Source organism: Streptomyces sp. NPDC052012, from assembly GCF_040689265.1.
Taxonomy (GTDB): domain Bacteria; phylum Actinomycetota; class Actinomycetes; order Streptomycetales; family Streptomycetaceae; genus Streptomyces.
The window spans coordinates 63,802-88,875 of record NZ_JBFAXA010000004.1; the positions used below are offsets into that span (position 1 = coordinate 63,802).

20 protein-coding genes are annotated in these 25,074 nt (G+C 72.1%); 11 read left to right on the top strand and 9 right to left on the bottom strand.

Annotated elements, in window-relative coordinates; translation table 11 throughout:
* The first annotated feature begins 201 nt into the window (after positions 1-201).
* Positions 202-1,956, top strand: coding sequence for an FUSC family protein (locus AB0412_RS09890; protein WP_366402018.1), 1,755 nt, complete (start codon positions 202-204; stop codon positions 1,954-1,956).
* An 18-nt stretch (positions 1,957-1,974) separates the two neighbouring features.
* Here the strand turns inward: AB0412_RS09890 and AB0412_RS09895 are convergent, their stop codons facing one another.
* The gene (locus tag AB0412_RS09895) at positions 1,975-2,517 is read right to left on the bottom strand and encodes an SRPBCC family protein (protein ID WP_366402019.1); all 543 of its coding nucleotides are present in this window, start codon (positions 2,515-2,517) and stop codon (positions 1,975-1,977) included.
* A gap of 170 nt (positions 2,518-2,687) precedes the next feature.
* Between AB0412_RS09895 and AB0412_RS09900 the strand changes: the two genes are divergently transcribed.
* Positions 2,688-3,338: a hypothetical protein gene (locus AB0412_RS09900; protein WP_366402020.1), complete on the top strand. Its 651-nt coding sequence runs from the start codon at positions 2,688-2,690 to the stop codon at positions 3,336-3,338.
* Between the two features lie 7 nt (positions 3,339-3,345).
* Here AB0412_RS09900 and AB0412_RS09905 read toward each other — a convergent pair whose 3' ends face one another.
* A complete protein-coding gene (locus tag AB0412_RS09905) occupies positions 3,346-3,696 on the bottom strand; it encodes a hotdog domain-containing protein (protein ID WP_366402021.1) in 351 nt (116 codons plus the stop codon).
* Between the two features lie 117 nt (positions 3,697-3,813).
* Here AB0412_RS09905 and AB0412_RS09910 point away from each other — a divergent pair, with 117 nt between their 5' ends.
* Positions 3,814-6,126, top strand: coding sequence for an FdhF/YdeP family oxidoreductase (locus AB0412_RS09910; RefSeq protein ID WP_366402022.1), 2,313 nt, complete (start codon positions 3,814-3,816; stop codon positions 6,124-6,126).
* A 19-nt stretch (positions 6,127-6,145) separates the two neighbouring features.
* Positions 6,146-7,372, top strand: a complete 1,227-nt coding sequence (locus tag AB0412_RS09915; protein ID WP_366402023.1) for a helix-turn-helix domain-containing protein — start codon at positions 6,146-6,148, stop codon at positions 7,370-7,372.
* A gap of 16 nt (positions 7,373-7,388) precedes the next feature.
* Here AB0412_RS09915 and AB0412_RS09920 read toward each other — a convergent pair whose 3' ends face one another.
* The 3 genes from AB0412_RS09920 to AB0412_RS09930 all read right to left on the bottom strand — a co-directional run bounded on the left by AB0412_RS09920 (position 7,389) and on the right by AB0412_RS09930 (position 11,038).
* Positions 7,389-7,673 carry a hypothetical protein gene (locus AB0412_RS09920; RefSeq protein WP_366402024.1) on the bottom strand — a complete coding sequence of 95 codons (285 nt, stop codon included), beginning with the start codon at positions 7,671-7,673 and terminating at the stop codon, positions 7,389-7,391.
* A 42-nt stretch (positions 7,674-7,715) separates the two neighbouring features.
* Positions 7,716-10,226, bottom strand: coding sequence for an ATP-dependent Clp protease ATP-binding subunit (locus AB0412_RS09925; RefSeq protein WP_366402025.1), 2,511 nt, complete (start codon positions 10,224-10,226; stop codon positions 7,716-7,718).
* Positions 10,227-10,570: 344 nt separating this feature from the next.
* A complete protein-coding gene (locus AB0412_RS09930; RefSeq protein WP_366402323.1) occupies positions 10,571-11,038 on the bottom strand; it encodes a DUF488 domain-containing protein in 468 nt (155 codons plus the stop codon).
* A 129-nt stretch (positions 11,039-11,167) separates the two neighbouring features.
* Between AB0412_RS09930 and AB0412_RS09935 the strand changes: the two genes are divergently transcribed.
* The 5 genes from AB0412_RS09935 to AB0412_RS09955 all read left to right on the top strand — a co-directional run bounded on the left by AB0412_RS09935 (position 11,168) and on the right by AB0412_RS09955 (position 18,676).
* The gene (locus AB0412_RS09935; protein WP_366402026.1) at positions 11,168-11,770 is read left to right on the top strand and encodes a DinB family protein; all 603 of its coding nucleotides are present in this window, start codon (positions 11,168-11,170) and stop codon (positions 11,768-11,770) included.
* Positions 11,771-12,365: 595 nt separating this feature from the next.
* Positions 12,366-13,571 carry a S8 family serine peptidase gene (locus AB0412_RS09940; protein WP_366402027.1) on the top strand — a complete coding sequence of 402 codons (1,206 nt, stop codon included), beginning with the start codon at positions 12,366-12,368 and terminating at the stop codon, positions 13,569-13,571.
* Positions 13,572-13,712: 141 nt separating this feature from the next.
* Positions 13,713-17,087 (top strand): pyruvate carboxylase, encoded by a 3,375-nt coding sequence (locus AB0412_RS09945; protein WP_366402028.1) that lies wholly within the window; start codon positions 13,713-13,715, stop codon positions 17,085-17,087.
* 132 nt (positions 17,088-17,219) lie between these two features.
* The gene (locus AB0412_RS09950) at positions 17,220-17,798 is read left to right on the top strand and encodes a TetR family transcriptional regulator (protein ID WP_366402029.1); all 579 of its coding nucleotides are present in this window, start codon (positions 17,220-17,222) and stop codon (positions 17,796-17,798) included.
* Between the two features lie 83 nt (positions 17,799-17,881).
* Positions 17,882-18,676 carry a VOC family protein gene (locus tag AB0412_RS09955; RefSeq protein ID WP_366402030.1) on the top strand — a complete coding sequence of 265 codons (795 nt, stop codon included), beginning with the start codon at positions 17,882-17,884 and terminating at the stop codon, positions 18,674-18,676.
* Between the two features lie 56 nt (positions 18,677-18,732).
* Here AB0412_RS09955 and AB0412_RS09960 read toward each other — a convergent pair whose 3' ends face one another.
* Entirely contained in the window at positions 18,733-20,808 is a 2,076-nt protein-coding gene (locus tag AB0412_RS09960; RefSeq protein WP_366402031.1) for a SpoIIE family protein phosphatase, read from the bottom strand.
* 214 nt (positions 20,809-21,022) lie between these two features.
* Between AB0412_RS09960 and AB0412_RS09965 the strand changes: the two genes are divergently transcribed.
* Positions 21,023-21,439, top strand: coding sequence for a hypothetical protein (locus tag AB0412_RS09965; protein WP_366402032.1), 417 nt, complete (start codon positions 21,023-21,025; stop codon positions 21,437-21,439).
* Positions 21,433-21,876, top strand: coding sequence for an NAD(P)-dependent oxidoreductase (locus AB0412_RS09970; RefSeq protein ID WP_366402033.1), 444 nt, complete (start codon positions 21,433-21,435; stop codon positions 21,874-21,876). Before AB0412_RS09965 ends, AB0412_RS09970 begins: the two co-directional genes overlap by 7 nt.
* A 131-nt stretch (positions 21,877-22,007) precedes the next feature.
* Here the strand turns inward: AB0412_RS09970 and helR are convergent, their stop codons facing one another.
* The 3 genes from helR to AB0412_RS09985 all read right to left on the bottom strand — a co-directional run bounded on the left by helR (position 22,008) and on the right by AB0412_RS09985 (position 24,943).
* The gene (gene helR, locus AB0412_RS09975) at positions 22,008-24,218 is read right to left on the bottom strand and encodes an RNA polymerase recycling motor ATPase HelR (protein WP_366402034.1); all 2,211 of its coding nucleotides are present in this window, start codon (positions 24,216-24,218) and stop codon (positions 22,008-22,010) included.
* A 203-nt stretch (positions 24,219-24,421) separates the two neighbouring features.
* A complete protein-coding gene (locus AB0412_RS09980; RefSeq protein ID WP_366402035.1) occupies positions 24,422-24,721 on the bottom strand; it encodes an SCO5918 family protein in 300 nt (99 codons plus the stop codon).
* Between the two features lie 6 nt (positions 24,722-24,727).
* Entirely contained in the window at positions 24,728-24,943 is a 216-nt protein-coding gene (locus tag AB0412_RS09985; RefSeq protein WP_366402324.1) for a CBS domain-containing protein, read from the bottom strand.
* Positions 24,944-25,074: the final 131 nt, after the last annotated feature.

The window sequence follows — 25,074 nt, forward strand, 5'->3', positions numbered from 1 at the left end:
CGCTTGTCATCGCACGCGGCGCCCACGACCGGATAGCCGGCGCCGATCAGGCCATCGGAAGCGGCTCTTTGACGGCCGTCGCGTCATCACCGAGGGTGACGCACGAGTCCGTCGTCTGCCGCGTGCCGCGTCGGCGGCCCTCTCGGCACGGAACCGGCACATGCTCCCAGAAACAGCTGATATATACCGCTCATGCCCCCTATGTCCTCGTATCCTCCTGCCCCGACGGGCCGCCCCTGGCGCCGTTGGGCAGCGGGCGTGGCGCGCGTGCTCTCCCCGCGCGGCGCGCTCGTCCTGCACAGGGCCGACGGGGCCTTCACCTTCGCCCTTCGCGCCGCGCTCGCCACGGCCCTGCCCGCGTTGCCGCTGGTGGCGGCGGGGCGGGCCGAACTCGCCGTCTACGCGATGCTGGGTTCCTTCACCACCACCTTCGGGCACAACCTGCCCTACGCCCGCCGCGCCCGGGCCCTCGCCGTGGCCGGCGCGGCCATGACCCTGTGCGTCGGCTGCGGTTCGGCACTCGGCGCCTGGGCGCACCCGACGGGCGGCGGGGCGGGCGCCGCCGTGGTGATCGCGGCGACGGCCCTGGTGGCCGGGCTGGCGAAGTACGCCTGCGACGCGGCGCGGCTGGGCGGCCTCGGCGCCGTGCTGCTGCTCTTCTCCTTCGCGGTGGCCGCCAACGACCCGACCTCCTTCGCCGACGTGCTCCCGCAGACGGGCCTGGCCGCGGTGGGCGCGGCCGTCGCCTGGACCCTGGCCGTGTCCGGGCGGCTCGTCCATCCCGACCGCCCGCAGCGCCTCGCGGTGGCCGCCGCGCTGCGCGACCTCGCGGAGCTGCTCGACGCGAGCACCGCGCCGGGCGGCGGCGGGCCCGCCCGGTACCGGGCGACCGGATCGGTCCTGCGGGCGTACGACTGCCTGCGCCTGATGCCGCCCACCGGCGCGGAGCGGGACGACCGGCGCGGTGTGTGCGCCCGCCTGGCCGAGCTGTGCTGGTCGCTCCTGACCGGCTCCGCCCGCGGGACCCCCGACGACTCCGCCGACCTGGCCCGGCACCTGCGCCGGCAGGCCCGCCTGCTCGCCGACCGGCGGCGCCGGGCACCGGTGCTGCTGCCCGAGCTCGCGCACGCGGCCGGCAGCGGGCCGGCGGCCCGTACCGACGAGAGCCGGCCCCGCGGCCCCGCCGGCGCCCGCACCGCCGAACTGCTGTGGGGTCCCGCCCCCGGGCATCCCGGCCGTCCCGGACATGCGTCCGTGCTGCTCGTGCCGGCCCTGCGGATGGTCCTCGGCACGGGGCTGGCGGGCGGGATGGCGCTCGTCCTCGGCCTCGGGCACGGCTACTGGGCCGCGGTCTCCGCCGCCGCGGTGCTGCACTCGGTCAATGTCCGCACGGCCGCGCAACGCGCCGCCCAGCGCACCCTGGGCACGGTCGCCGGACTGCTGATCGCCTTCGGCGTGCTGGCCGCGCGCCCGGACGCGGCCACGCTCGTCGCCGTGATCGTGCTCCTGGAGTTCCTGCTGGAATACGTCGTCGTCCGCAACTACGCCCTGGGCGTCGTCTTCGTGACACCGCTGGCGCTGCTGCTGACCGATCTGGCCGCGCCGGAGGACGCCGGGGCACTCGTCGTGGACAGGGCGCTGGGCAGTCTCCTGGGGATCGTCATCGGTCTGGCGTGTGCGCTCCTGGTCGTCCACGACCGTGCCGCGGTCCGAGTGGAGCGCGCGCTGACCGCGTGCGCCGAGGCGGCCGACCGGGCGGAGCGGGTGCTGGCCGGCCGGACGGGGACCGCGTACCCCGCCGTCCAGGCGCGGCTGGCCGCGGCGGTGGTGGAACTGCGCGAGGCGGACGACGCCGCGGCCGGTGAGCTGTGGACCGCGGAGATCGACCCGGCCGAACTGGCCGCCGCGGAACAACGCGCCTACGCGCTGCTGGCCCGGCTCACGCGGCATCCGTGACGCCGCGGCCGGGCGGGATCAGCCGACCGGCCAGTGCGCGACCCTGCTGCGCGGCGGGGCCTGTTCCGAAGGCTGCACCTGCCCGTTCCGGATGACGCCCCGCCAGGCGCCCCCCTCCTGCCCCAGCCCCTCGATGAACTCCTTGAAATGACGAAGCTCCGCCCGCAGGACACGGGGCATCGTCCCGGCGCGGTGCAGCAGACGGTCCCTGACGCCCAGCGGCTCGAAGCGGACGCTGACGACGACCTCGGTACGGTCCGCCGCCAGCGCCCGGAACGTCACCTCGCCGCGATGACCGGCACGCCGGTCGAGGGTGCGCCAGGCCACCAGCTCGTCGGGCCGCTGCTCCACGATCTCCGCCGTGAACTCGTGCCGCAGCGGGCCGGCCCCGACCACCCAGCGCGTGAGATTGGGCCGCAACTGCTCGACCCGCTTCACGGCGGTCATGAACCGGGGAAAGCTCTTGAACTGCGTCCACTGGTTGTAGGCGGTGTGCACCGGAACGGCGACTTCGATCGACTCTTCGACGGAATGCGTTGCTGAACGCGTGGCTGTCTGCATGACCCCACCTGTCGTCAGGCACTGCTGACCTCAGTGTCACCGCCCACGCGGCGATCCGCCACCAGGCGGTCCCCGCACCGGCCGCGTGGCCCGTACGGGTCAGCAGGAATGGCCGCCCCTCTCCCTCAGGGAGAAGGGTGGGCGCAGGCTCCGGGAACGTGGGAGGTTCCGTGCGGGAGAAACTGCTGACCAAGGTCGACGACGAACTGCTGCGCCTGCGTCACGCCTTCGCAACCACCGCGGAGGGCCGGGCGGCCCCGGGCGGATTCGCCATCGACAGCACGCTCGTCGGCGATTTCCTCGCCGGCACCATCACCGACCAGCGGGAGAACGAACTGGCCCAGCAGGTGGCCCAGGTGCTTCCGTTCCACTACGTGCAGGCCAACAAAGTGGCCGAGACCATGTCGCGACTCGCCCAGCACCTCGGTGGACAGCGCCAACTGGTGGCCTGGCTCGACCGCTTCCCGGGCCTGCCGCGGCTCGTCGCGCGCCTCTACGTCTTCATGGGCCTGCTGGACCAGTGGAGCGAGAACCCCGCCGTCGTGACCGCACTGCGCGAGTACCGGGAGCAGACACCGTATCCGGAAGGCCTCAAGGGCTATCTGCTGCCGCAGACCGACGACGAGACACTCGCCGGCCTCGCCTTCAGGATCGAGGAACTGCTCGGCGACGGGCAGCGCGCCCACGCGGTGGAACTCGCCCGGGCCACGGCCTCGTGCCTCCGGGAGATCGCCCCGCACGCCGCGGAACTCGATCCCGGGCTGGACGAGATGGGCGAACTGATGGACCACACACGGGACGAACTCGACGCCACCGTATGACGGCCCGCTACGGCAGACCGGCGACAAAGCGCCGGCGGTCGACGACGACCCGGTCGATCTCGCCCTCCGCGACCGCTTCTCCAGAGCCGTCGACGGCACGGACCACGAAGGTGAGCAGCCGGCCGCTCACCGTCGGGGGCTCGGCGGTCACCTCCACCACGCCGCCCACGCCCGTGGCCCGCAGATGCCGGACACGGACCTCCGTGCCCACGCTCGTCCGGCCCGGCTCGGTGAAGGGTTCGGCGGCCCGCAGCGTGGCCGCCTCCAGCCAGGCGATCAGCCGCGGAGTGGCGAGCACGGGCACATCACCGCTGCCCACCGCCACCGCCGTGTCGTCGTCGGTCACTTCATGGCGCATCGGCCCCACGGTAGCGGCCGGGGACCGCCCTCACCCGCACAGGGTGGTCCTGTGGCGGCCATCGGTCACCGGAGCAACACTGAGGTGAGCCGAGCCCACCGGTCGAGAGGGTGCCCCATGCCGAAACCGTCCCGCGACGAGTCGAAGGACCCGCTCACCGTGACCCCGCCCAAGCGCTGGGCGGCGGGCGTACCGGCGGTGGTGCACGCGCTGGAGTACTCCCTGGAGCAGACGTCGCCCGTGCGCGCCGGGACGACACTGCTGACGATGAATCAGGTGGGCGGCATCGACTGCCCCGGCTGCGCCTGGGCCGACCCCGCTCCGGGGCACCGGCACCGCAACGAGTACTGCGAGAACGGCGCCAAGCACATCAACGACGAGGCGACGACCCGCCGTATCACCGCCGACTTCTTCCGCGAACACCCGGTCTCCGACCTGGCACAGCGCTCCGACATGTGGCTGAACCACCAGGGACGGCTCACCGAACCGGTCGTCAAATGGCCCGGCTCGGACCTCTACGAGCCCATCAGCTGGAACGACGCCATCGGCCTGCTCGCCGAGGAACTGACCGCGCTGGACTCGCCCGACGAGGCGGTCTTCTACACCTCGGGCCGGGCCTCCAACGAGGCCGCGTTCGTGCTGCAGCTGTTCGCCCGCGCCTTCGGCACCAACAACCTGCCCGACTGCTCCAACATGTGCCACGAGTCCAGCGGCTTCGCCCTGCACGAGACCCTCGGCACCGGCAAGGGCACCGTCAGCCTGGAGGACCTGCACCACGCGGACCTGATCTTCCTGGTGGGCCAGAACCCCGCGACGAACCATCCCCGGCAGCTCTCCGCGCTGGAACAGGCCAAGCGCAACGGCGCCCGCATCATCGCGGTGAACCCGCTGCCCGAAGCCGGACTGCTGCGGTTCAAGAACCCGCAGAAGGCCGGCGGCATCATCGGCAACGGCGTCCGGATCGCCGACCGGTTCCTGCACATCCGCTGCGGGGGAGACCTCGCCCTGTTCCAGGGCCTGAACCGTCTGCTGCTCCAGGCCGAGGACGACCGGCCCGGCGGCGTCCTCGACCACGACTTCATCCGCACCCACACCAGCGGCTTCGAGGACTTCTCCCGGCACGCCCGCACCATCGGCTGGGACGACATCCGCAGCGCGACCGGACTGACCCGCGAGGAGATCGAGAAGGTCCGCGACGACGTGCTGCGCAGCGAACGGGTCATCGTCTGCTGGGCCATGGGCGTGACCCAGCACAAGCACGGCGTCGCCACCATCCGGGAGATCGTCAACTTCCTGATGCTGCGCGGGAACCTCGGCCGCGCCGGAGCCGGAGCCTGCCCAGTGCGCGGACACAGCAACGTGCAGGGCGACCGGACCATGGGCATCTGGGAGCAGATGCCGGACTCCTTCCTCGACGCCCTGCAGCAGGAGTTCGGCTTCGACCCGCCCCGCGCCCACGGACTGGACTCGGTGAACGCCATCAGGGCCATGCGCGAGGACCGCGTCAAGTTCTTCCTCGCCCTCGCCGGCAACTTTGTGCGCGCCGCCCCCGACAGCGCCGTCACCGAGGAGGCCATGCGCACCTGCCGGCTGACCGCCCACATCTCCACCAAGCTCAACCGCTCCCACACCGTGTGCGGCCGGACCGCGCTCATCCTGCCCACCCTGGGCCGCACCGAACGCGACTTCCAGGCAGGCGGCGAGCAGTTCGTCACCGTGGAGAACTCGATGAGCGAGGTGCACGTCTCCCGCGGACGGCTGAAGCCGGCCTCCAAGCTGCTGCTCAGCGAGGTCGCCATCCTGTGCCGGCTCGCCCGGCGCACCCTCGGCGCCCAGCCGGGGATCCCGTGGGAGGCGTTCGAGGCCGACTACGGCGCGATCCGGGACCGCATCTCCCGCATCGTGCCGGGACTGCACGACTTCAACCGGCGCGTGGCCCGCCCCAGCGGCATCAGACTGCCCAACCCGGTCAACGAGGGCGTGTTCCCCACACCGGTCGGCAAGGCCCTGTTCACCTGCAACGACTTCGACATGCCGCGCGTGCCCGAGGGACACCTGCTGCTGCAGACGCTGCGCTCCCACGACCAGTGGAACACCATCCCGTACACGCCGAACGACCGCTACCGCGGCATCCACGGCAGCCGCCGCGTCGTCCTCGTCAACCGTGCGGACGTGACCGGCCTCGGCCTGACCGAGGGCGAACACGTCGACCTGGTCGGCGTGTGGACGGACGGCACCGAGCGACGCGCCGAGAACTTCCAGGTCGTCACCTACCCGACCACCCGCGGCTGCGCCGCCGCGTACTACCCGGAGACCAACGTCCTGGTGCCGTTGGACAGCGTCGCTGACACCAGCAACCAGCCCACCTCGAAGGGTGTCGTCGTACGGCTCGAGCCCGTGGGCCGTCGGACGGCACCCGTGCCGCAGTGAGCGAGGTACACCGACCCGCATGGCCGATCGCCGACGCACCGGAGACGACCCCGGCCCGGCGCGCGACGCCGCACTGGCGGAACTGGTCGCCTGGGCCGGACACCGGCTGCCCCGGTTGATCGACGAGGTGTGCGAGGCCGTACGGGAGCGCATCCCCCTGTACCGCGAGGACGACGTGGTGCCGGGCGACGATCTGCGGCGGTCGGTCGCGGCCAATCTCACGTTCATGATCAGCGGTCTCGGCGACCCCGGCGTCACGCCCGACAGCGCCGCGCCGTCGGAGACCGGACGACGCAGAGCGCATCAGCGGGCTCCGCTGCCCGAGGTGCTGCAGGTCTACCGGATGGGCTGCTCGACGCTCTTCGACGCACTCGTCGCCCATGCCCGCCGCGACCACCGCCCGGACACCGCGGAGGCGCTGCTGGACGTGTCGAGCAGGCTGTGGCGGCTGTCCGACGAGCACGCCCTGCTGCTGACGGAGGCGTACCGGGAGGCGACCGCGGAGCTCCTGGCCGTCCAGCAGCGGCGACGCTCCGCACTCGTCGAGGCCTTGTTCACCGGTCACCGGATGCAGGACGCCGGACCGTGGGAGGTGGGCAGGCTCCTCGGTCTGCCCCTCGACACGAAGCTGGTCGTGGTGGCCGCGGAGACCCGCGGCCTGGCCGAGGAGAGCCTGGTCGCGGTGGAGCGACGGCTCGCCCGGAGCGGCATCGTCTCGGCCTGGCGGCTCACCTCCACCCAGCAGGCCGGCGTGGTGGCGCTGCGCGACGAGCAGGGCGCCACCGTGCTGGACATCCTGCGCACCGCGGCCGGCGCACGTACCGGTGTCAGTCCGCCCTACGTGGCGCTCACCGACACACCCCGCGCGCTGCATCTGGCCCGCACGGCCCTCGCCGGGATCCCGGCGGGCGAGGCCGGCGTACGCATGTTCAGCGCCAGCCCCCTCGCCGCACTGATCGCCTACGACCCGGACGAGGGACGGCGACTGGCGGAGCAGGTGCTCGGCGCCGTGGTGGACCTGCCACCGGAGGACCGTGACGCGCTCCTGAACGCCCTGCACGCCTTCCTGCACCACGGCGGCTCGGCCGACCGGGCCGCGCGGGTCCTGCACTGCCATCCCAACACGGTCCGCAACCGTCTGAACCGGCTGCGCGAACTCACCGGCCGCTCACTGAACGACCCCCTGGCCCTCGCCGAACTGGCCGCCGCGGCCGAGGCGATGCGCCTCGGCCCGCATGCCGGGTAGCCGGGTGGGTCGGCCGTCAGCCGCTGCTGTAACGGGTCGGCGGGAAGGGACCCTGCCGACTCCCCTCCGTACGGAGCATCCCCGCCCCGGCCTGCCGGTCGATCTCGGCTGTCGCCTCGCGATACACCGCGTCACGGTCGGTGGCGGATCCGCTGTCCGAGGGGTGGGTCAGCCCCGCCTCCACACGATCGGCTTCCGTGCGCCGTGCCAGTTCCTCGTCGTCGGGCCGCAGGGGCAGTCCGCGCCCGTGACCGAAGCCGGGGTCGCCCTCGACCTGCCGGTTCGACTTGTGGTGTCCCATCGTTCCTCCTCAGGAGGAGATCGGTGATCTGCGGCGCCGCTGTCAGGCTGCCTCGGCCTCCGGGCCGGTGGGCGCGTCACGGCGCACGGTGCAGTGCAGGGTGTCGTGGACGACGTCGGCCACGATCGTGTCGCCCGGCTCGGCCTCGCCACCGAGCAGCAGGGAGGCGATGCGGTTGTCGAGCTCGGTCTGGATGGTGCGGCGCAAGGGGCGGGCACCGAACTCGGGCTGGTGTCCGTGGGCGATGAGCAGCTTCTTCGCGGCCTCGGTGACCTCCAGCCTCATGCCCTGCGCGTGGACCCGGTGCACGCTCCGGTCGAGCAGGTGGTCGACGATCTCGGTGAGGTCCTCCTTGGTGAGGGCGTGGAAGACGATGATGTCGTCGATGCGGTTGAGGAACTCGGGCAGGAAGCGGGACCGCAGGTCCTCCATCAACGCGTCCTTGATCTCGGACACATCGCCATGGTGGTCGAGGATGCGGTGGGCGCCGATGTTGGACGTCATGATGACGATGCAGTGACGGAAGTCCACGGTGCGTCCCTGGGCGTCGGTCAGCCGTCCGTCGTCGAGGATCTGCAGCAGCGTGTTGAACACGTCGCGGTGCGCCTTCTCGATCTCGTCGAACAGAAGCACGCTGTAGGGCTTGCGGCGGACCTTCTCGGTGAGCTGTCCGGCCTCCTCGTAGCCGACGTATCCGGGAGGGGCGCCGACCAGACGGGCGACGGTGTGCTTCTCCTGGAACTCGCTCATGTCGAAGCGGATCATGCTGCTCTCGTCGCCGAACAGCAACTCGGCGAGCGTCTTGGCCAGTTCGGTCTTGCCGACCCCGGTGGGGCCGAGGAAGAGGAACGAGCCGACGGGCCGGTTCGGATCGCCCATGCCGGAACGATTGCGCCGCACGGCCTGCGACACCGCGGTGACGGCCTCGTCCTGGCCCACGATCCGCTCGTGCATCTGCTCCTCGAGCTTGAGGAGCTTCTCCTTCTCGCCCGACGTGAGCTGGGAGACGGGGATGCCGGTGCGACGGGACACCACGTCGGCGATGTCGGCCGCCGTCACGGACACCACGCCCTCACGGCGTTCCTCGACACCCGCGAGCTCCGCCTCGGCCGTGTCGATCTGCCGCTTCAGCTCCGAGGCCTTCTCGAAGTCCTCCGCCGCCACGGCCTGGTCCTTCTCCCGCCGCAGCTTGGCGATGCGGTCCTCGCGCTCGGTCATCTCGGACGAACGGCCGGCACTGCGCAGCCGCACCCGTGCGCCTGCCTGGTCCATCAGGTCGATGGCCTTGTCGGGCAGGAACCGGTCGCCGATGTACCGGTCGGACAGCTCCGCCGCGGCGGCCAGGGCGCCGTCCTCGAAGCGGACCTGGTGGTGCGCCTCGTAGGCATCGCGCAGACCCTCCAGGATCTGCACCGTCTCCTCCACCGTCGGCTCGGGCACCATCACCGGCTGGAAGCGGCGTTCCAGGGCGGCGTCCTTCTCGATGTGCTTGCGGTACTCGTCGATGGTCGTCGCACCCACCACATGCAGCTCACCTCGTGCCAGGGCGGGCTTGAGGATGTTGGCCGCGTCCATCGAGCCCTCGCCCGTGGCACCCGCACCGACGACGGTGTGCAGTTCGTCGATGAACAGGATGACGTCCCCGCCCGCCGCCCTGACGTCCTCGATGACCTTCTTCAGCCGCTCCTCGAACTGCCCCCGGTACTGCGCCCCCGCCACCATCCCGGACAGGTCCAGGACGACGACCCGCTTGCCCTTCAGCGTCTGAGGCACCTCGTCCGCCACGATCCGCTGCGCCAGGCCCTCCACGATCGCCGTCTTGCCCACGCCCGGCTCACCGATCAGCACCGGGTTGTTCTTCGACCGCCGCGAGAGGATCTCGACCGTCTGCTCGATCTCCTCCGCCCGGCCGACCACCGGATCCAGCCGTCCCGCCCTGGCCTCCTCCGTCAGGTCCCGCCCGAACTCGTCCAGGGTCGTGGACGGCTTTCCCGGCTCCGCCGGAGCACCGTCGGGACGGGGCGCCTGCTCCGTGAGACCGCGCAGCTTGCGCACGTCCGTGCCGTCACCGCTCAGCAGACGCGACGCGCCGTTGCCGACGTCGTCCAGAAGGGCGCCGAGGATGTGCTCGGGACCGATGTAGGACGCGCCGGCCGCCTGGGAGTGGGCGTAGGCGGTGGCGAGCGTGCGCTTCGCGGCGGGCGTGAGCCCCGGTTCGGCCGACGGTTCTCCCGATGCGCGCGGAAGCACTTCTGTGATCTTGGACGCGAGTTCGTCGGGGTCGATCCCGACCTGCGACAGCAGCTTGCGTGAGGGAGGCACCTGGGCGGCGGCCCACAGCAGGTGCTCGGTGTCGAGGTCCGGCGTGCCGTCCTCCAGCGCCCGCCGAGCCGCGAGGTTGAGCAGTTCCTGGGACGACTCCGTCAGCAGCCGGCCGATCGGCACGCGCTGCACGGCCGGCGGGGATGTGGCGGGGGACATTCCGAAGAACCGGTTCAACAGTTCATTGAAAGGGTCGGACGACCCGAAAGCTGAGCTGAACGGCGTCGACATGGGAGCTCCAGACGCGTTGTACAAGGCGTGCGTGGACTGTCCTGGGAACCCTCGTCGAGGTAGGGCATGTGACCACGCTAACGCCGCCTCTCGCCCGGGACAGCTCCGCGCGGGAACACTGGTGCTCCCCACAGAGAAGGCTGTCGGGCCGTCCAATGCCACGGGCGGGATCTCAGGACTGAGGCCGCTTTCCGTGGTTCGCCGCGTGCTTGCGGCGGGACTTCTTCTTGCGCCGTCGTTTCGAGGACATGGCGACCTCCTGATGACAGGGACGACAGCCGCCGCTCGCGGCGACATCCGACCAGCCCAGGCAATCACCGTTTCCGCGCGGCCGCGACTCCGGCTCAGGACGGCGGCGGATAGGTGAGGCGCCCGTTCCGCACCCGCGCGTGCTCACTGAGGACCGCCGGCTTCGTCACCGTCGGGGACATGATGTGGGCGACCTCCGCGCCCGCGACGATCAACGCGTCCGTGATCAGTCTGCGATGGCAGCGCCATGGCACCGCCTCACTGCACATGATCGCCGGCCGTTCGTGCTCGGCGAGCTCCAGCAGTTCGTCCAGACCCTCCCGGAATTCGCTGCTCGCCATGTGATCGGCGTAATCGCGGAACGCTTTGACGCGCCATGCGCCGTTCTCGCTGGGCACCCCCGCGGGGGTGTGCCGGCGGCCGCCGAGTGCGGGAATCCAGCGGTATCCGATGTCGGGAGGCAGTGCGTCGACGAGGGCCTGCTGGTTCCACTGCGGGTATGTCCTCGACGACGGAAAGGAGCGGACGTCGACCAGGCAGGTGACGTCATTGCGCCGCAGCATCTCCAGCACGTCACCGACCTCGCGTGTGGAGTGACCCACGGTGCAGATCCGGTTCACCCTTCCCGAGTCTAGGCGGGAGCCGCCCGGACGCCGGCCGCGCTGTCAGTGCCGCGTGACAGACTGCGCGCCATGTCAGAACCGAACGCGCAGGCCGATCTCCTCCGTTATCTGCAAGAGGCTCGCGACGCACTGTTGTGGAAGCTCGAAGGGCTCTCGGAGTACGACGTACGCCGCCCGCTGACCCCCACGGGCACCAATCTGCTGGGACTGGTCAAGCACCTCGCCCGCGTCGAGCTGGGGTACTTCGGTGACACCTTCGGCCGGCCGTTCTTCGACAAGGAGCGGCCGCCCGCGTGGTACGTGGACGACGCCGAGGCCAACTCCGACATGTGGGCCACCCCCGACGAGACCCGCGAGGAGATCGTGGGCCTGTACCGGCAGGCGTGGGCGCACACCGACGCGACCGTCGCGGCGCTCGGTCCGGACGCGATCGGTCGTGTGCCGTGGTGGCCGGAGGAGCGGCGCGAGACGACGCTGCACCACATCCTCGTGCGGGTCCTGTCCGACACCCAGCGCCACGCCGGCCAGGCCGACATCGTGCGCGAGCTCATCGACGGTTCGGTGGGGGCGCTCCCGGGCAACACGAGCCTGCCGCCGGGCGACCGGGAGTGGTGGCACGCCCACCGCGACCGCGTGGAACGCGCCGCACGGGAGGCCGACGCCGCCGGCTGAGCTGCCGCCCGCAGGCGGGCACTGTCCACAACCCGGCGCTGTCCGCAGCCGGGCAGCCGATGACCGGCGTGATCCGACGCCCGCCGGCCGCCGACGAGTTCCGACGCCCGCCGGCCGCCGGCGAGCTCTGCCGCCCGCCGGTGAGCACGCCGACGCCCGCCTCACCGCCCTCCGCCCCGCGTCCCGGCGCCCCCCGTGCCGGAGCCGGCGGCATGCGCGCATCCGCGCCACGTCGTCCTGTGGGGCCGGGTGACGGGCAGAGTAGCGGCGCCATGGGGCGTACTTGACCCGGACGACGTCCGCTCGCGGCCGGTCCCGGCCGTAAAACGTCCTGTCCGTGAGAGTTGGGTGAGGAGATGGTCACAGTTCTCGCGCAGGCCCTGGTTGGATCTTCAACCAGCCTTTCTAGCTCGGCATTTGTTCGGTGGTTGGCTCAACTATGCGCGGACCTTGTGGAGATGGCACGCGGTGCCGCGCCGCCCCGCGAGCACGGGGATTGATCTGACCGCGACAAGTAGTCACTCTTCTCGTCATCCTCCGAACGCCACGCCGCGCCGGAGGTGAATCCCCCCACCTGACGAGGAGACCCCTCTTCATGACGCATCAGACGCACACCGGTGCACGCAAGCTCGCCGCCGCGACGCTCGCGGTGACCGCCGCGACCACGGCAGCGCTCCTCACCGCGCCGTCCGCCCACGCCGAGCCTCCCCAGGGCACCGTCCACGGCCTCGACGCCGAAGGGGCCGTCGCGGGCAGCTTCATCGTCCTCCTCGACGAGAAGACCACGGCCGACGACAAGAAGGACCTGGCCCGCGAGTACGGCGGCAAGCTCAGCCGGGCCTACGGCTCGGCCGTCAACGGCTTCGCGGCCACCGGCCTGACCGACGCCGAGGCCAAGCGCCTCGCCGCCGACCCGGCCGTCGGCTCCGTCGTCGCCAACCGCACCCTGCACACCACCGCCACCCAGGACAACCCGCCCTCCTGGGGTCTGGACCGGGTCGACCAGGCCGACACCGCGGGCGACAGCAAGTACACCTACCCCGACAAGGCCGGCGAGGGCGTCACCGCCTACGTCATCGACACCGGTGTGCGCGTCACGCACAAGGACTTCGAGGGCCGCGCCAAGCACGGCTTCGACGCCATCGACAACGACGACACCGCCGACGACGGCAACGGCCACGGCACGCACGTCGCCGCCACCATCGCAGGCGCCGCGCACGGCGTCGCCAAGAAGGCCGACATCGTGGCCGTCAGAGTCCTCGACGACAACGGCTCCGGCACCACCGAGCAGGTCATCGCCGGCATCGACTGGGTCACCAAGAACCACCAGGGCCCCTCCGTCGCCAACATGAGCCTCGGCGGCGCCGCCGACCCCGCCCTCGACGCGGCGGTCAGCAAGGCCATCGCCTCCGGAGTCACCTTCGCCGTCGCCGCCGGCAACGAGTCCGCCGACGCCGGCGGAGGCTCGCCCGCCCGCGTCCCGGAGGCCCTCACCGTCGCCTCCAGCACCAAGGACGACGCCCAGTCCGACTTCTCCAACTTCGGCTCCGTCGTGGACATCTACGCGCCCGGCTCCGACATCACCTCGGCCTGGAACGACTCCGACGACGGCACCAAGACGATATCCGGCACCTCGATGGCCTCCCCCCACGTCGCGGGCGCCGCCGCCGTGTACCTGGCGGGCCACCCCGACGCCACCCCTGACGCCGTGGCCAAGGCCCTGACCGACGGAGCCACCGGCGACAAGATCAGCAACCCGGGCGCCGGTACGCCCAACAAGCTGCTGAAGGTCACCGAGTAGCCCGGGCAGCGCCGGTGAGGGGCCGCGGAGGACACCGTCCTCCGCGGCCCCTCAACACGCGGAGTGGCCCGGCTCACATGGCGTATCGGACCTGCCACCGACACGATGGTCTTCGTCACCGGCAGGCTGAAGGGATCACCAATGTTCCGCAAGGTGCTCGTCGCCAACCGCGGTGAGATTGCGATTCGCGCGTTCCGCGCGGGCTACGAGCTGGGCGCCCGTACCGTCGCCGTCTTCCCGTACGAGGACCGCAATTCGCTGCACCGGCTCAAGGCCGACGAGGCATACGAGATCGGGGAACCCGGGCATCCGGTGCGCGCCTATCTCTCCGTGGACGAGATCGTCCGCGCGGCGCGCCGCGCCGGAGCCGACGCCGTCTACCCGGGCTACGGCTTCCTGTCCGAGAACCCCGAGCTGGCCCGCGCCTGCGAAGAGGCGGGCATCACCTTCGTGGGACCGAGCGCCCGGATCCTCGAACTGACCGGCAACAAGGCCCGCGCCGTGGCCGCCGCCCGCGAGGCCGGTGTTCCGGTGCTCGGCTCCTCGCAGCCCTCCAACGACGTCGACGAACTCGTCCGCGCCGCCGAGGACATCGGCTTCCCGGTGTTCGTCAAGGCGGTCGCGGGCGGCGGCGGGCGCGGCATGCGCCGCGTCGAGGACCCCGCCCAGCTGCGGGAGTCCATCGAAGCGGCGTCCCGGGAGGCGGCGTCCGCCTTCGGCGACCCGACGGTCTTCCTGGAGAAGGCCGTCGTCGAACCCCGCCACATCGAGGTGCAGATCCTCGCCGACGGCGAGGGCGACGTCATCCACCTGTTCGAGCGGGACTGCTCGGTGCAGCGCCGCCACCAGAAGGTCATCGAACTGGCCCCCGCCCCGAACCTCGACCCGGAGCTGCGCGAGCGGATCTGCGCCGACGCCGTACGGTTCGCCCGGCAGATCGGCTACCGCAACGCCGGCACCGTGGAGTTCCTCCTCGACCGCGACGGCAACCACGTCTTCATCGAGATGAACCCGCGCATCCAGGTCGAGCACACGGTGACCGAGGAGGTCACCGACGTCGACCTCGTGCAGGCGCAGCTGCGCATCGCCGCCGGTGAGACGCTGGCCGACCTCGGCCTCGCCCAGGAGACGATCACCCTGCGCGGCGCCGCGCTGCAGTGCCGTATCACCACCGAGGACCCGGCGAACGGCTTCCGCCCGGACACCGGCCGGATCAGCGCCTACCGCTCGCCCGGCGGCTCCGGCATCCGCCTGGACGGCGGCACCACCCACGCCGGCACGGAGATCAGCGCCCACTTCGACTCGATGCTGGTCAAGCTCAGCTGCCGGGGCCGTGACTTCACCACGGCGGTCAACCGGGCCCGGCGCGCCGTGGCCGAGTTCCGCATCCGCGGCGTGGCGACGAACATCCCCTTCCTGCAGGCGGTGCTGGACGACCCCGAGTTCCAGGCCGGACGGGTCACCACCTCCTTCATCGAGCAGCGCCCCCACCTGCTGACCGCGCGCCACTCCGCCGACCGCGGCACCAAGCTGCTCACCTATCTCGCCGACGTCACCGTGAACAAGCCGCACGGCGAGCGGCCCGAGCTGATCGACCCGCTGACCAAGCTGCCCGCGCTGCCCACCGGGCAGCCGCCGGCCGGCTCCCGGCAGCGGCTCACCGAACTCGGCCCCGAGGGCTTCGCCCGCTGGCTGCGCGAGTCACCCACCCTGGGCGTCACCGACACCACCTTCCGCGACGCCCACCAGTCGCTGCTCGCCACCCGTGTGCGCACCAAGGACATGCTCGCCGTGGCGCCGGTGGTCGCGCGCACCCTGCCCCAGCTGCTGTCCCTGGAGTGCTGGGGCGGCGCCACCTACGACGTCGCCCTGCGCTTCCTCGCCGAGGACCCGTGGGAGCGGCTGGCCGCCCTGCGCGAGGCCGTCCCCAACATCTGCCTGCAGATGCTGCTGCGCGGCCGCAACACCGTGGGCTACACCCCGTACCCGACCGAGGTCACCGACGCCTTCGTGCAGGAGGCGGCGGCCACCGGCATCGACATCTTCCGCATCTTCGACGCGCTCAACGACGTCGACCAGATGAGGCCCGCCATCGAGGCCGTACGGGAGACGGGCACGGCGATCGCGGAGGTCGCCCTGTGCTACACCTCCGACCTGTCCGACCCGAACGAACGCCTCTACACCCTCGACTACTACCTGCGCCTCGCGGAGCAGATCGCCGAGGCGGGCGCCCACGTCCTGGCCGTCAAGGACATGGCCGGACTGCTCAGGGCACCGGCGGCGGCGAAGCTGGTGTCGGCACTGCGCCGAGAGTTCGACCTGCCGGTGCATCTGCACACCCATGACACCGCCGGCGGCCAGCTCGCCACCTACCTCGCCGCCGTCCAGGCGGGGGCGGACGCGGTCGACGGGGCGGTGGCGTCCATGGCGGGCACCACCTCGCAGCCGTCGCTGTCGGCGATCGTCGCCGCGACCGACCACTCCGAGCGGCCCACCGGCCTCGACCTCCAGGCCGTCGGCGACCTGGAGCCGTACTGGGAGAGCGTCCGCAAGGTCTACGCCCCCTTCGAGGCGGGCCTCGCCTCCCCGACCGGACGCGTCTACCACCACGAGATCCCCGGTGGCCAGCTGTCCAACCTGCGTACGCAGGCGATCGCACTGGGTCTCGGCGACCGCTTCGAGGACATCGAGGCGATGTACGCCGCCGCCGACCGCATCCTCGGCCGGCTGGTGAAGGTCACCCCCTCCTCCAAGGTGGTCGGCGACCTGGCCCTGCACCTGGTGGGCGCCGGTGTGTCCCCGAGCGACTTCGAGGCCGACCCCGGCCGGTTCGACATCCCGGACTCCGTCATCGGCTTCCTGCGCGGCGAGCTGGGCACCCCGCCCGGCGGCTGGCCCGAGCCGTTCCGCAGCAAGGCCCTCAAGGGCCGCGCCGAGCCCAAGCCCGTCCAGGAGCTGTCCGCCGACGACCGAGCGGGGCTGGCGAAGGACCGGCGGGCGACGCTCAACCGGCTGCTGTTCCCCGGACCGACCCGCGAGTTCGAGACGCACCGCCAGAGCTTCGGCGACACCAGCGTCCTCGACAGCAAGGCCTTCTTCTACGGGCTGCGCCCCGGCAAGGAGTACGCCGTCGACCTCGACCCCGGGGTGCGGCTGCTCATCGAGCTCCAGGCGGTGGGCGACGCCGACGAGCGCGGCATGCGCACCGTGATGTCCACCCTGAACGGCCAGCTGCGGCCGATCCAGGTCCGCGACCGGGCGGCGGCCTCCGACGTCCCGGTCACCGAGAAGGCCGACCGGGCCAACCCCGGGCATGTCGCGGCGCCCTTCGCCGGCGTGGTGACCCTGGCGGTCGCCGAGGGCGACGAGGTGGCGGCCGGTGCCACGGTGGCCACCATCGAGGCGATGAAGATGGAGGCCGCGATCACCGCCCCGAAGGCCGGCACGGTCGCACGCCTGGCCATCAACCGCATCCAGCAGGTGGAGGGCGGCGACCTGCTCGTCGAACTCGCCTGACCCGGCCCGCGCGCGGGAGGCGTCGAACGCGATGCCTCCCGCGCGCCCGCACGACCGCCGAACCGTCCCGTGATGACTCCGTCCGTAGTACTCTGCCTGAAGTAGTCTGAGCGCGGCACATGGAGTCGGGTCATGGTGAGAAGGAACGACCAGCGGCGCGCCGCCCTCGTCGACGCCGCGATCGAGGTGCTGGCCAGGGACGGCGCGCGCGGGCTGACCTTCCGCGCGGTGGACACCGAGGCCGCCGTACCCACCGGCACCGCGTCCAACTACTTCGCCAACCGCGACGACCTGCTCACCCAGGCCGGCGCCCGGGTCTACGAACGGCTCCAGCCCGACGAGGCCACCATCGCCCGCCAGCGGGCCGCCGGCCGGGACCGGGAGACGTACGCGGAGCTGATGCGCGAACTCGTCGGCCGTGTCGCCTCCTTCCGCACGGGCTACCTGGCGCTGCTCGAACTGCGCCTGGAGTCCACGCGCCGCCCCGCCCTGCGCAAGCTGCTCACCGGACGCGTCCGCGCGGACGTCGACGCGAACGTCGCCTACCACGAGGCGTCCGGCCTCCCCGGCGACGCCACCGCCGTCAAGCTGCTCTACCTGGCTCTCAACTGGCTCGTCGTGGAACAGCTCACCCTGCCGGACGTCTTCACCGAGACCGAGCGCGAGCAGCTCGTCACCGCCGCGGTCGAGCGCATCGTGGCCGCCGAGTAGGCCCGTACGGCGGGACCGACGGGCGATTGTCAGTGGCGGGTGTCACGCTGAGGACGAAGAGGATTCAGCGAAAGGGAATCGCCGTGATCACCACTGACTACGCTCCCGGGGCACCCTGTTGGCTCGACCTCGGTGCCCCCGACGTCCCGGCCGCCGCGGCCTTCTACAGCGCGGTGCTCGGCTGGGACTACGAGTCCATGGACGACGAGAACATGGAAGGCGGGATGTTCCGCAAGGACGGCAAGATCGTCGCCGGGCTCGGGAAGCTCACGGAGGAGGGTGCCCGTTCGGCCTGGATGATCTACTACAGCGTCACCGACGCCGATGCCACCACGCAGGCCGTGGAGCGGGCCGGCGGCAGCGTCCGGGTGGCGCCGATGGACCTCGACGAATGGGGCCGGATGGCCCAGTACACCGACCCGCAGGGCGGCCAGTTCGCCGTCTGGCAGCCGGGGACCAGCAAGGGCCTCGAGCTGGTGGACCAGCCGGGCTCGCTGTCCTGGACCGAGCTGATGACCACCGACGCCGCCGCGGCCAAGGAGTTCTACGGCGAGGTCTTCGGCTGGCAGTACAGCGAGATGCAGCTGCCCGGAGGTGGCGGCGCGTACCACATCATCACCCCGGCCGGGCAGCCCGAGGAGCGCATGCACGGCGGCCTCATGGAGCTCGGCAAGGAGGACCTGTCACTGACGAACGGGCGGCCCTACTGGCACCCGGTCTTCGCGGTGGACGACTGCGACGCCGCGGTCGCCAAGGTCACCGAGAACGGCGGCACCGTGCAGATGGGCCCGGAGGACGCGGAGGGCGTCGGCCGCCTGGCCGTGTGCCTCGACCGGGCCGACGCGGACTTCGTGGTGCTGAAGCCGGCGGAGAGCTGAACACGCCCCCGACCGCACGCCCACCGATCGCATGCCCCCCGACCGGCTCCCGGCCGTCACGGCGCCCCGTGCCCGGCCAGGGCGGGAGCCGGCGGGTCCAGCGACTGCTCGGTCCACAGCACCTTGCCCGCCTCGGTGTAGCGCACGCCCCAGCGCGGGGCGAACCGCGCGACGATGTACAGACCGCGGCCCGACTCGTCCATGGTGCGCGCATGCCGCAGACGCGGCGCCGCCCGGCCCGTGTCGGACACCTCGCACGTCAGCGCGTCGGACAGGATCAGCCGCAGTCGGATCGGGGGAGCGCCGTAGCGGATGGCGTTGGTGACGAGTTCGCTGCCGATGAGCTCGGCGGCCTGCGCGGTGTCGTCGTCGATGTGCCATGCGGCGCACCGCTCCCGGATGACCGCCCGTGCCGCCGAGGCACTGGTGCCGTCCTGGGGGAGTTCCACGCAGGTCACGTGATCCGCGGGCAGGGACAGGGTGCGGCACAGCAGCAGCACGGCTCCGTCGCCCACCGCCGGGTCCGGCAGCGCGTAGACCATCGCGTCGGACACCTCGGTCAGATCCCGGCTCGCCCCGGCCAGCGCCCGCCGCAGTGCCGCGTCGGCAGGGCCGGGCGGCGGCAGGAAGCCCCCACCGCGAAAGGCCAGCACACTGCCCTCCTCCACCGTGAAACCGGTGCACGTCACCGGCTCCGGGTCGGCCGACCCCAGTTCCGGCCCCGGCACCACGTCGGGCTCGTGCAGCGTGCCTTCCGGGGACAGCACCAGCGGGGAAGCGTGTCCGGCCGAGGCGATCGCACAATGCCGGGTGGACGGATCGTAGACGGCGTAGGCGCAGGTCGCGGTGAGCGGCTCGCGGTGCAGGGGGTCGCCCGGCGGCAGCGCGGCCCGCTCCTCGGCCAGCCGCAGGGCGCACTCGTTCAGGCGGGCCAGCAACTCGTCCGGCGCGGCGTCGAGTTCCGCCAACGACCTGATGACCATGCGCAGCTGGCCCATCGTCGCGGCGGAGTCGATGCCGTCTCCCGCGACGGATCCGACGACCAGCGCGGTCCGCGCCCCGGGCAGGTCGATCACGTCGTACCAGCAGCTCTGCCCAGCGCCGGTGCGATGCACATGGGCCGTCTCCAATCCCGCCCGCGCACCCGACCACTGCGGCAGGAGCCGCCGTTGAACGGTCGCGGCGATCGTGTGGTCGCGGGCATAGCGGCGCGCGTTGTCCATGCACAGCGCCGCGTGCGCGGCCACGTCGGCCGCCGTGTCGAGATCCGCGGCGGCGAAGGGATCGTCCCCGGCGCACCGGTACAGCGTCAGCAGTCCGAGGACGGCCCCGTGCAACGCCAACGGGGCGATGAGCAGTGAGTGCGCCCCGGCCTCACGCACCGCCCGGGTCCACCGAGGATCGAGATCGGGCCACGACAGGGCCGGGTCCAGGTCGACCAGGCGGGGCCGCAGATCGGCCAGGGTCCGGGCGAACGGAGTACGCGGCGCGCTGAGGCGGGGGCCCGCGGCGGCCTGCGCGGCCAGGGTCACCGTGCTGCGCACGGCCGCGCGTCGCATCGGGCTCGCCTCCGCCGCGGCGGCCGGTGGAGGTTCCTGGCCGTTCAGCACGTCGTCGACGATGTCCACCGTCGCGATGTGGGCATAGCCGGGCACGAGACAGGCCACCAGGTCCCGCGCCGTGGCCGTGAGGTCCAGGGTCTTGCCCACGGCTTCGCGTACCGCGGCCGGCACGGCCGCGCGCCGCCGTGCCCGAGCGGCCTGGGTCTCGTCCTTGACCACCAGGAGCACACCGAGGGGCTCGTCGCAGGCGTCGTGCAGCCGGTGGGCGGTCAGCAGCAGGCTCCGCGCGGACGTCTCCTGCCCGTCCGGGTGCCCCTTCAGACGCAGCCGACCCGGCTCGTGGCCGGACCGCACGCTGCGTACGAACCTTTCGAACGCCTCGGAGTCGTCGAGCCGGTACACCTCGTCGAAGCGGCGGCCGACGCCGTCCACGGCCGTCCCGCCCGGTGCGCGGTACGCCCAGGTGATCCGCAGGTGATCGTCGAGCACGGCCATGTCCGCTCCGGCGCGCGACAGGAGTGCAGCCGCCAGCGCCCGGCTCAGCACGGGGTCCTGCAATGCGTCCCGCATCGATGGCTCACTACCGCCCACCGCTCCACCGCCTTCCCGGTCACCGATCGCCGGTCCGGCGCGCCGGACCGGAGACCTCCACCCTCCGCCACCGCGCACCGTCATGCATCCGGAGTACCTCCGCGTCGCACGCAGCCGGTGACGGGCGAGCCGCACCGAACGCCGCCTCGTAGGATTGGGTGGGGCGGTCCGCTTTGTCGCCCGTCTGAACGGCGTGACACACCATGGGCGAACCCACCGGCTCGCGCACCTGCTCACCCGGGTGCTGCGCTCCCACGACGCGCACGCCGTCCTGCGCGCCCTGACGGCCGACGGCGGCGGAGGCCCGGGACTCCCGCCCGGACGAACGGTTCTCCACCTGCGGGGCGACGCGGGCGTGCGGACCGTTCCGGCCACGGCGACCGGCGACGAGCGGGTGGGCGAAGCCGTCGCCCGCGTCATCACCACCGGACGGCGCACCGTGCTGGACGGCGCGCACGGACGGACCCGTCTGCTGCCGCTCCCGGTCGACGGGACCGTGCACGGCACACTCAGCGTGTCGGTCGACGGCAGTGCCGACGCCCCCGGCCGGCCGGACCTAGCTACCTCGACAGCCGGGGCGAGCTCACCGGCGTCGGCCGGACCGTGGTGATCGTCGGCTTCTCCCGGATCGGCAGCCGTGTGGTCCGGCTGCTGCGCGACCTCGACCTGGCCCGCGTCCTCGTCGTCGACCCGGTCGCCGACCCCGCGGCGATCCGTGCCGCCGGCGCCGAACCCGCCCCGCTGGCCGACGCGTTGCCCCAGGCCGACGTCCTCAGCCTGCACGCCCCCGCGCTCCCGGAGACCCGGCACATGATCGGCGCCGCACAACTCGCGGCTCTTCCCGAACACGCCGTCCTCGTCAACACGGCCCGCGGCAGCCTGGTCGACACCGCCGCGCTCGAAGCAGCCTGCACCGCCGGCCTGCACGCCGTCCTCGACGTCACGGAACCGGAGCCCCTGCCCCCCGACTCACCGCTGTACTCCCTGCCGAACGTGATGCTCACCCCGCACATCGCCGCGCGCTCGGCTCCGAGTCCCGGCGGATGAGCGCGCCGGCCCTGACCGAACTGGAACGCTACGCCGCGGGCCAGGCGCCCCTCGCCCCCGTCACCCGCGACAGCCTGGCCACCCAGGCATAACACCCCGACCGGACAACGGCGGTTCAGCACCGTGACCCGTCAAGGACTCGTGAGGACCACGAGCTGCCGGGTCGCGCGTGTCATCGCGACATAGTGGTCGACCGCTCCTTCGACGCCCGCGCCGAACCGCTCCGGGTCGACGAGGACGACCAGGTCGAACTCCAGGCCCTTCGACAGCTCCGGGGTCAGCGAGCGCACCCGGGACGACGCCGGCCGGAAGTCGGGATCACCGATGACGCAGGCGGTCCCCTCGGCGTGAGCGGCGAGCCAGGTGCCGAGCACGGAATCCCGCTCGGAGACGGAGCCGTGCACGACGGGCACGCCGCCGCTGCGGATGGACGTCGGCACGTTGGCGTCCGGGAGCACGGCCCGGATGACCGGCTCCGCCTCTGTCATGATCTCCTGCGGCGTCCGGTAGTTGATGCTCAGGGAGGCCGACGCGATCCGGTCGAAGCCCACCCGCTCCAGCCGCTCCCGCCACGACTCGGTGAACCCGTGCCGGGCCTGCGCACGGTCCCCGACGATGGTGAAGCTCCGGGACGGGCACCGCAGCAGCAGCATCTGCCACTCGGCGTCGGTCAGTTCCTGCGCCTCGTCCACGACGATGTGCGCGAACGGGCCGGCGAGCAGATCCGGGTCGGCCACGGGCAGTTCGGACTCGTCGACCATGCTGACCCGCGCGTCCTCGCCGCGCAGCATCCTCACCAGGCCCACCCCGTCGTCACCGTCCGCGCCGGAGTCGGCCGCGGCCTCGATCAGATGGTCGACGACCTGCGCCATCCGCTCGCGCTGCACGGCGAGAACGGCCTCCTGACGGCGCTTGCGCCGGGCCGTCTCCGGGTCGCCGAGCCGCTGCCGTGCCGCGTCCAGGAGCGGCAGATCGGACACGGTCCACGCCTGGGGTTCCGCGCGCTGCAGCCTGCGCACCTCGTCGCGGCTCAGCCAGGGCGCGCACAGGCGCAGATAGGCGGGCACCGACCACAGGTCCGCCACGAGGTCCGCCGCCTCGAGCAGCGGCCACGCCCGGTCGAGGGCCGTGACCAGCTCCCGGTTCTGCCGCAGCGACTTGCGGAGCAACTCCTCGGGGACATCGCCGTCGTGCTTGTCCACCAGGATCGCGAGCAGCTCCTCCCGCACCTGCTCGCGCGCCTCGTTGTGGGGGGTACCGGGCTCCGCCGCCCGGAACGCCGCCGCCCAGTCGTCGGCGCTGAGCCGGACGTCGGACCAGTGGGTGGTGACCGTCATCCCCTCGGCGGGCGGCTCCTCGTAGAACGCGACCGCCTTCTCGATCGCCCGCACCATGTCCGCGGACGACTTCAGCCGCGCCACCTCGGGGTCGGCCTCGTCCGTCGCCGACGCCCCCTCGGCGACGAGGTCCCGCAGGACGCAGGTCTGCACGCCCTCCTCGCCGAGGCTGGGCAGGACGTCGGCGACGTACGCCAGGTAGGGGCGGTGCGGGCCGACGAACAGCACACCGCCCTTGCGGTGCCCGAGCCGCGGATCGGAGTACAGGAGGTAGGCCGAGCGGTGCAGGGCGACGACGGTCTTTCCGGTCCCCGGACCGCCGTCGACGACGAGAGCGCCGCGGGATCCCGCGCGGATGATGGCGTCCTGGTCGGCCTGGATGGTGCCGAGCACGTCCCGCATCCGCTCCGACCGGTTGCCGCCGAGGCTGGCGATGAACGCGGACTGGTCGTCGAGCGCGGCGTGCCGGTCCAGGCCGTCCGGGGTGAACACCTCGTCCCAGTAGTCACTGATCCGGCCGTCGGTCCAGCGATACCTGCGGCGGCTGGTCAGCCCCATCGGGTTGGCGTGGGTCGCCCCGAAGAACGGCTCGGCCGCCGGGGAACGCCAGTCGACCAGCAGCCGGCGCCCCGTGCTGTCGGTCAGCCCGAGCCGTCCGACGTACACGGGCTCGCCGCCGTCCGCGGTCACCATGCGCCCGAGGCACAGGTCCAGCCCGAAGCGGCGCAGGGTGCGCAGCCGCGCGGTCAGGCGGTGGATCTCCGCGTCCCGGTCCATGGCGTGCCGGCCCATGCCGCCCGGCGCCCGGCGCTCGGCGTCGAGCCGGGCCGACACCTCGGCGATCGACTGTTCCAGGCATTCCGCGATCGCCGCGAAGTGCTGCTCGTCGGCGGCGATCAGCGCCGGGTCGGCCTTGGCCGAGAGACGGTCGGGAAGAGCGAAGGCGCTGAAGGCCAGCGATTCCGCACCTTTGTGCGACCCATACGTCGACAATTCCCCATGCACGTAGCGACTCTCCCGTTTCCGCAGGTTCTGGCCTAGGCCGGAGATTCTGCGGTACGGAGGGGGCCTTGCCGCAAGCCCCCCGGTGCGCTATAAGTTGAGAGTGGCAAGGAGCGCGTACTCCTTGTCTTTTCTTTTTGTCCCCGGTTTCTGTTCCCGCGGTTTTGTCCCACGGTCCCGTTCGCCGGGACGGCTCCTCGTGCCTCTCAGGAGGCGGGACCGCCGAGGAGTTCGGAAGCCGTCCGGAGCGGCGGGGCGGCACGCACCGCGTCGGGATGCTCGTGGCAGGTGAAGCCGAGCCGGGTCATGGCCCGGACGACTTCCCCGCTGGTGAAGTCGCGGCGGTCCTGACCCGTGACGACCTCGCCCACCTGCTTCACGGGGAAGCGGCGCCGGCCGATGGTGACGGACTCAGCGGTGATCAGCTCGGGTGTGATGCCCTTCATCGTGTCCAGCACACCGTTCTTGCTGAGCTCGAACGGGTATCGAGCGATGACACAGCGCATGACGCCTCACAGGGAGTAGGGGAGCGGACTGCTGGGGAAGGGGACGGCCGGCGCGGAGAGGACGTCCCGCAGCCGCATCCGGTCCGTGTACGCGCTGCTGTCGCGGACGACCGCCAGCTGGGCCCGGGTCACGGAACCCGTGCCCTGGTCGTCGCCGTCGCACAGGAGCAGATGCCCTACCCGGGCACCGGCCATGACGGACAGCGCCACCTCGACGGTCATGTCGTCACGGACCCGGGGCCAGGACGCGTCCGTGACGTCGACGAACGGTACGGGGGCGGGTGCTGCCTGAAGTCGCGGTGCCTGAATCGGTGTCACAACTGCTCCTGCTCGATCGCGAGACGGGTGAACTC

Bases quoted from the DNA above. Each gene is read 5' to 3' on its own strand.
- AB0412_RS09890 (WP_366402018.1), top strand. From the start codon at position 202: ATGTCCTCGTATCCTCCTGCCCCGACGGGCCGCCCCTGGCGCCGTTGG.
- AB0412_RS09895 (WP_366402019.1), bottom strand. From the start codon at position 2,517: ATGCAGACAGCCACGCGTTCAGCAACGCATTCCGTCGAAGAGTCGATC.
- AB0412_RS09905 (WP_366402021.1), bottom strand. From the start codon at position 3,696: ATGCGCCATGAAGTGACCGACGACGACACGGCGGTGGCGGTGGGCAGC.
- AB0412_RS09910 (WP_366402022.1), top strand. From the start codon at position 3,814: ATGCCGAAACCGTCCCGCGACGAGTCGAAGGACCCGCTCACCGTGACC.
- AB0412_RS09915 (WP_366402023.1), top strand. From the start codon at position 6,146: ATGGCCGATCGCCGACGCACCGGAGACGACCCCGGCCCGGCGCGCGAC.
- AB0412_RS09920 (WP_366402024.1), bottom strand. From the start codon at position 7,673: ATGGGACACCACAAGTCGAACCGGCAGGTCGAGGGCGACCCCGGCTTC.
- AB0412_RS09925 (WP_366402025.1), bottom strand. From the start codon at position 10,226: ATGTCGACGCCGTTCAGCTCAGCTTTCGGGTCGTCCGACCCTTTCAAT.
- AB0412_RS09930 (WP_366402323.1), bottom strand. From the start codon at position 11,038: ATGCTGCGGCGCAATGACGTCACCTGCCTGGTCGACGTCCGCTCCTTT.
- AB0412_RS09935 (WP_366402026.1), top strand. From the start codon at position 11,168: ATGTCAGAACCGAACGCGCAGGCCGATCTCCTCCGTTATCTGCAAGAG.
- AB0412_RS09940 (WP_366402027.1), top strand. From the start codon at position 12,366: ATGACGCATCAGACGCACACCGGTGCACGCAAGCTCGCCGCCGCGACG.
- AB0412_RS09945 (WP_366402028.1), top strand. From the start codon at position 13,713: ATGTTCCGCAAGGTGCTCGTCGCCAACCGCGGTGAGATTGCGATTCGC.
- AB0412_RS09950 (WP_366402029.1), top strand. From the start codon at position 17,220: ATGGTGAGAAGGAACGACCAGCGGCGCGCCGCCCTCGTCGACGCCGCG.
- AB0412_RS09960 (WP_366402031.1), bottom strand. From the start codon at position 20,808: ATGCGGGACGCATTGCAGGACCCCGTGCTGAGCCGGGCGCTGGCGGCT.
- AB0412_RS09980 (WP_366402035.1), bottom strand. From the start codon at position 24,721: ATGCGCTGTGTCATCGCTCGATACCCGTTCGAGCTCAGCAAGAACGGT.
- AB0412_RS09985 (WP_366402324.1), bottom strand. From the start codon at position 24,943: ATGACCGTCGAGGTGGCGCTGTCCGTCATGGCCGGTGCCCGGGTAGGG.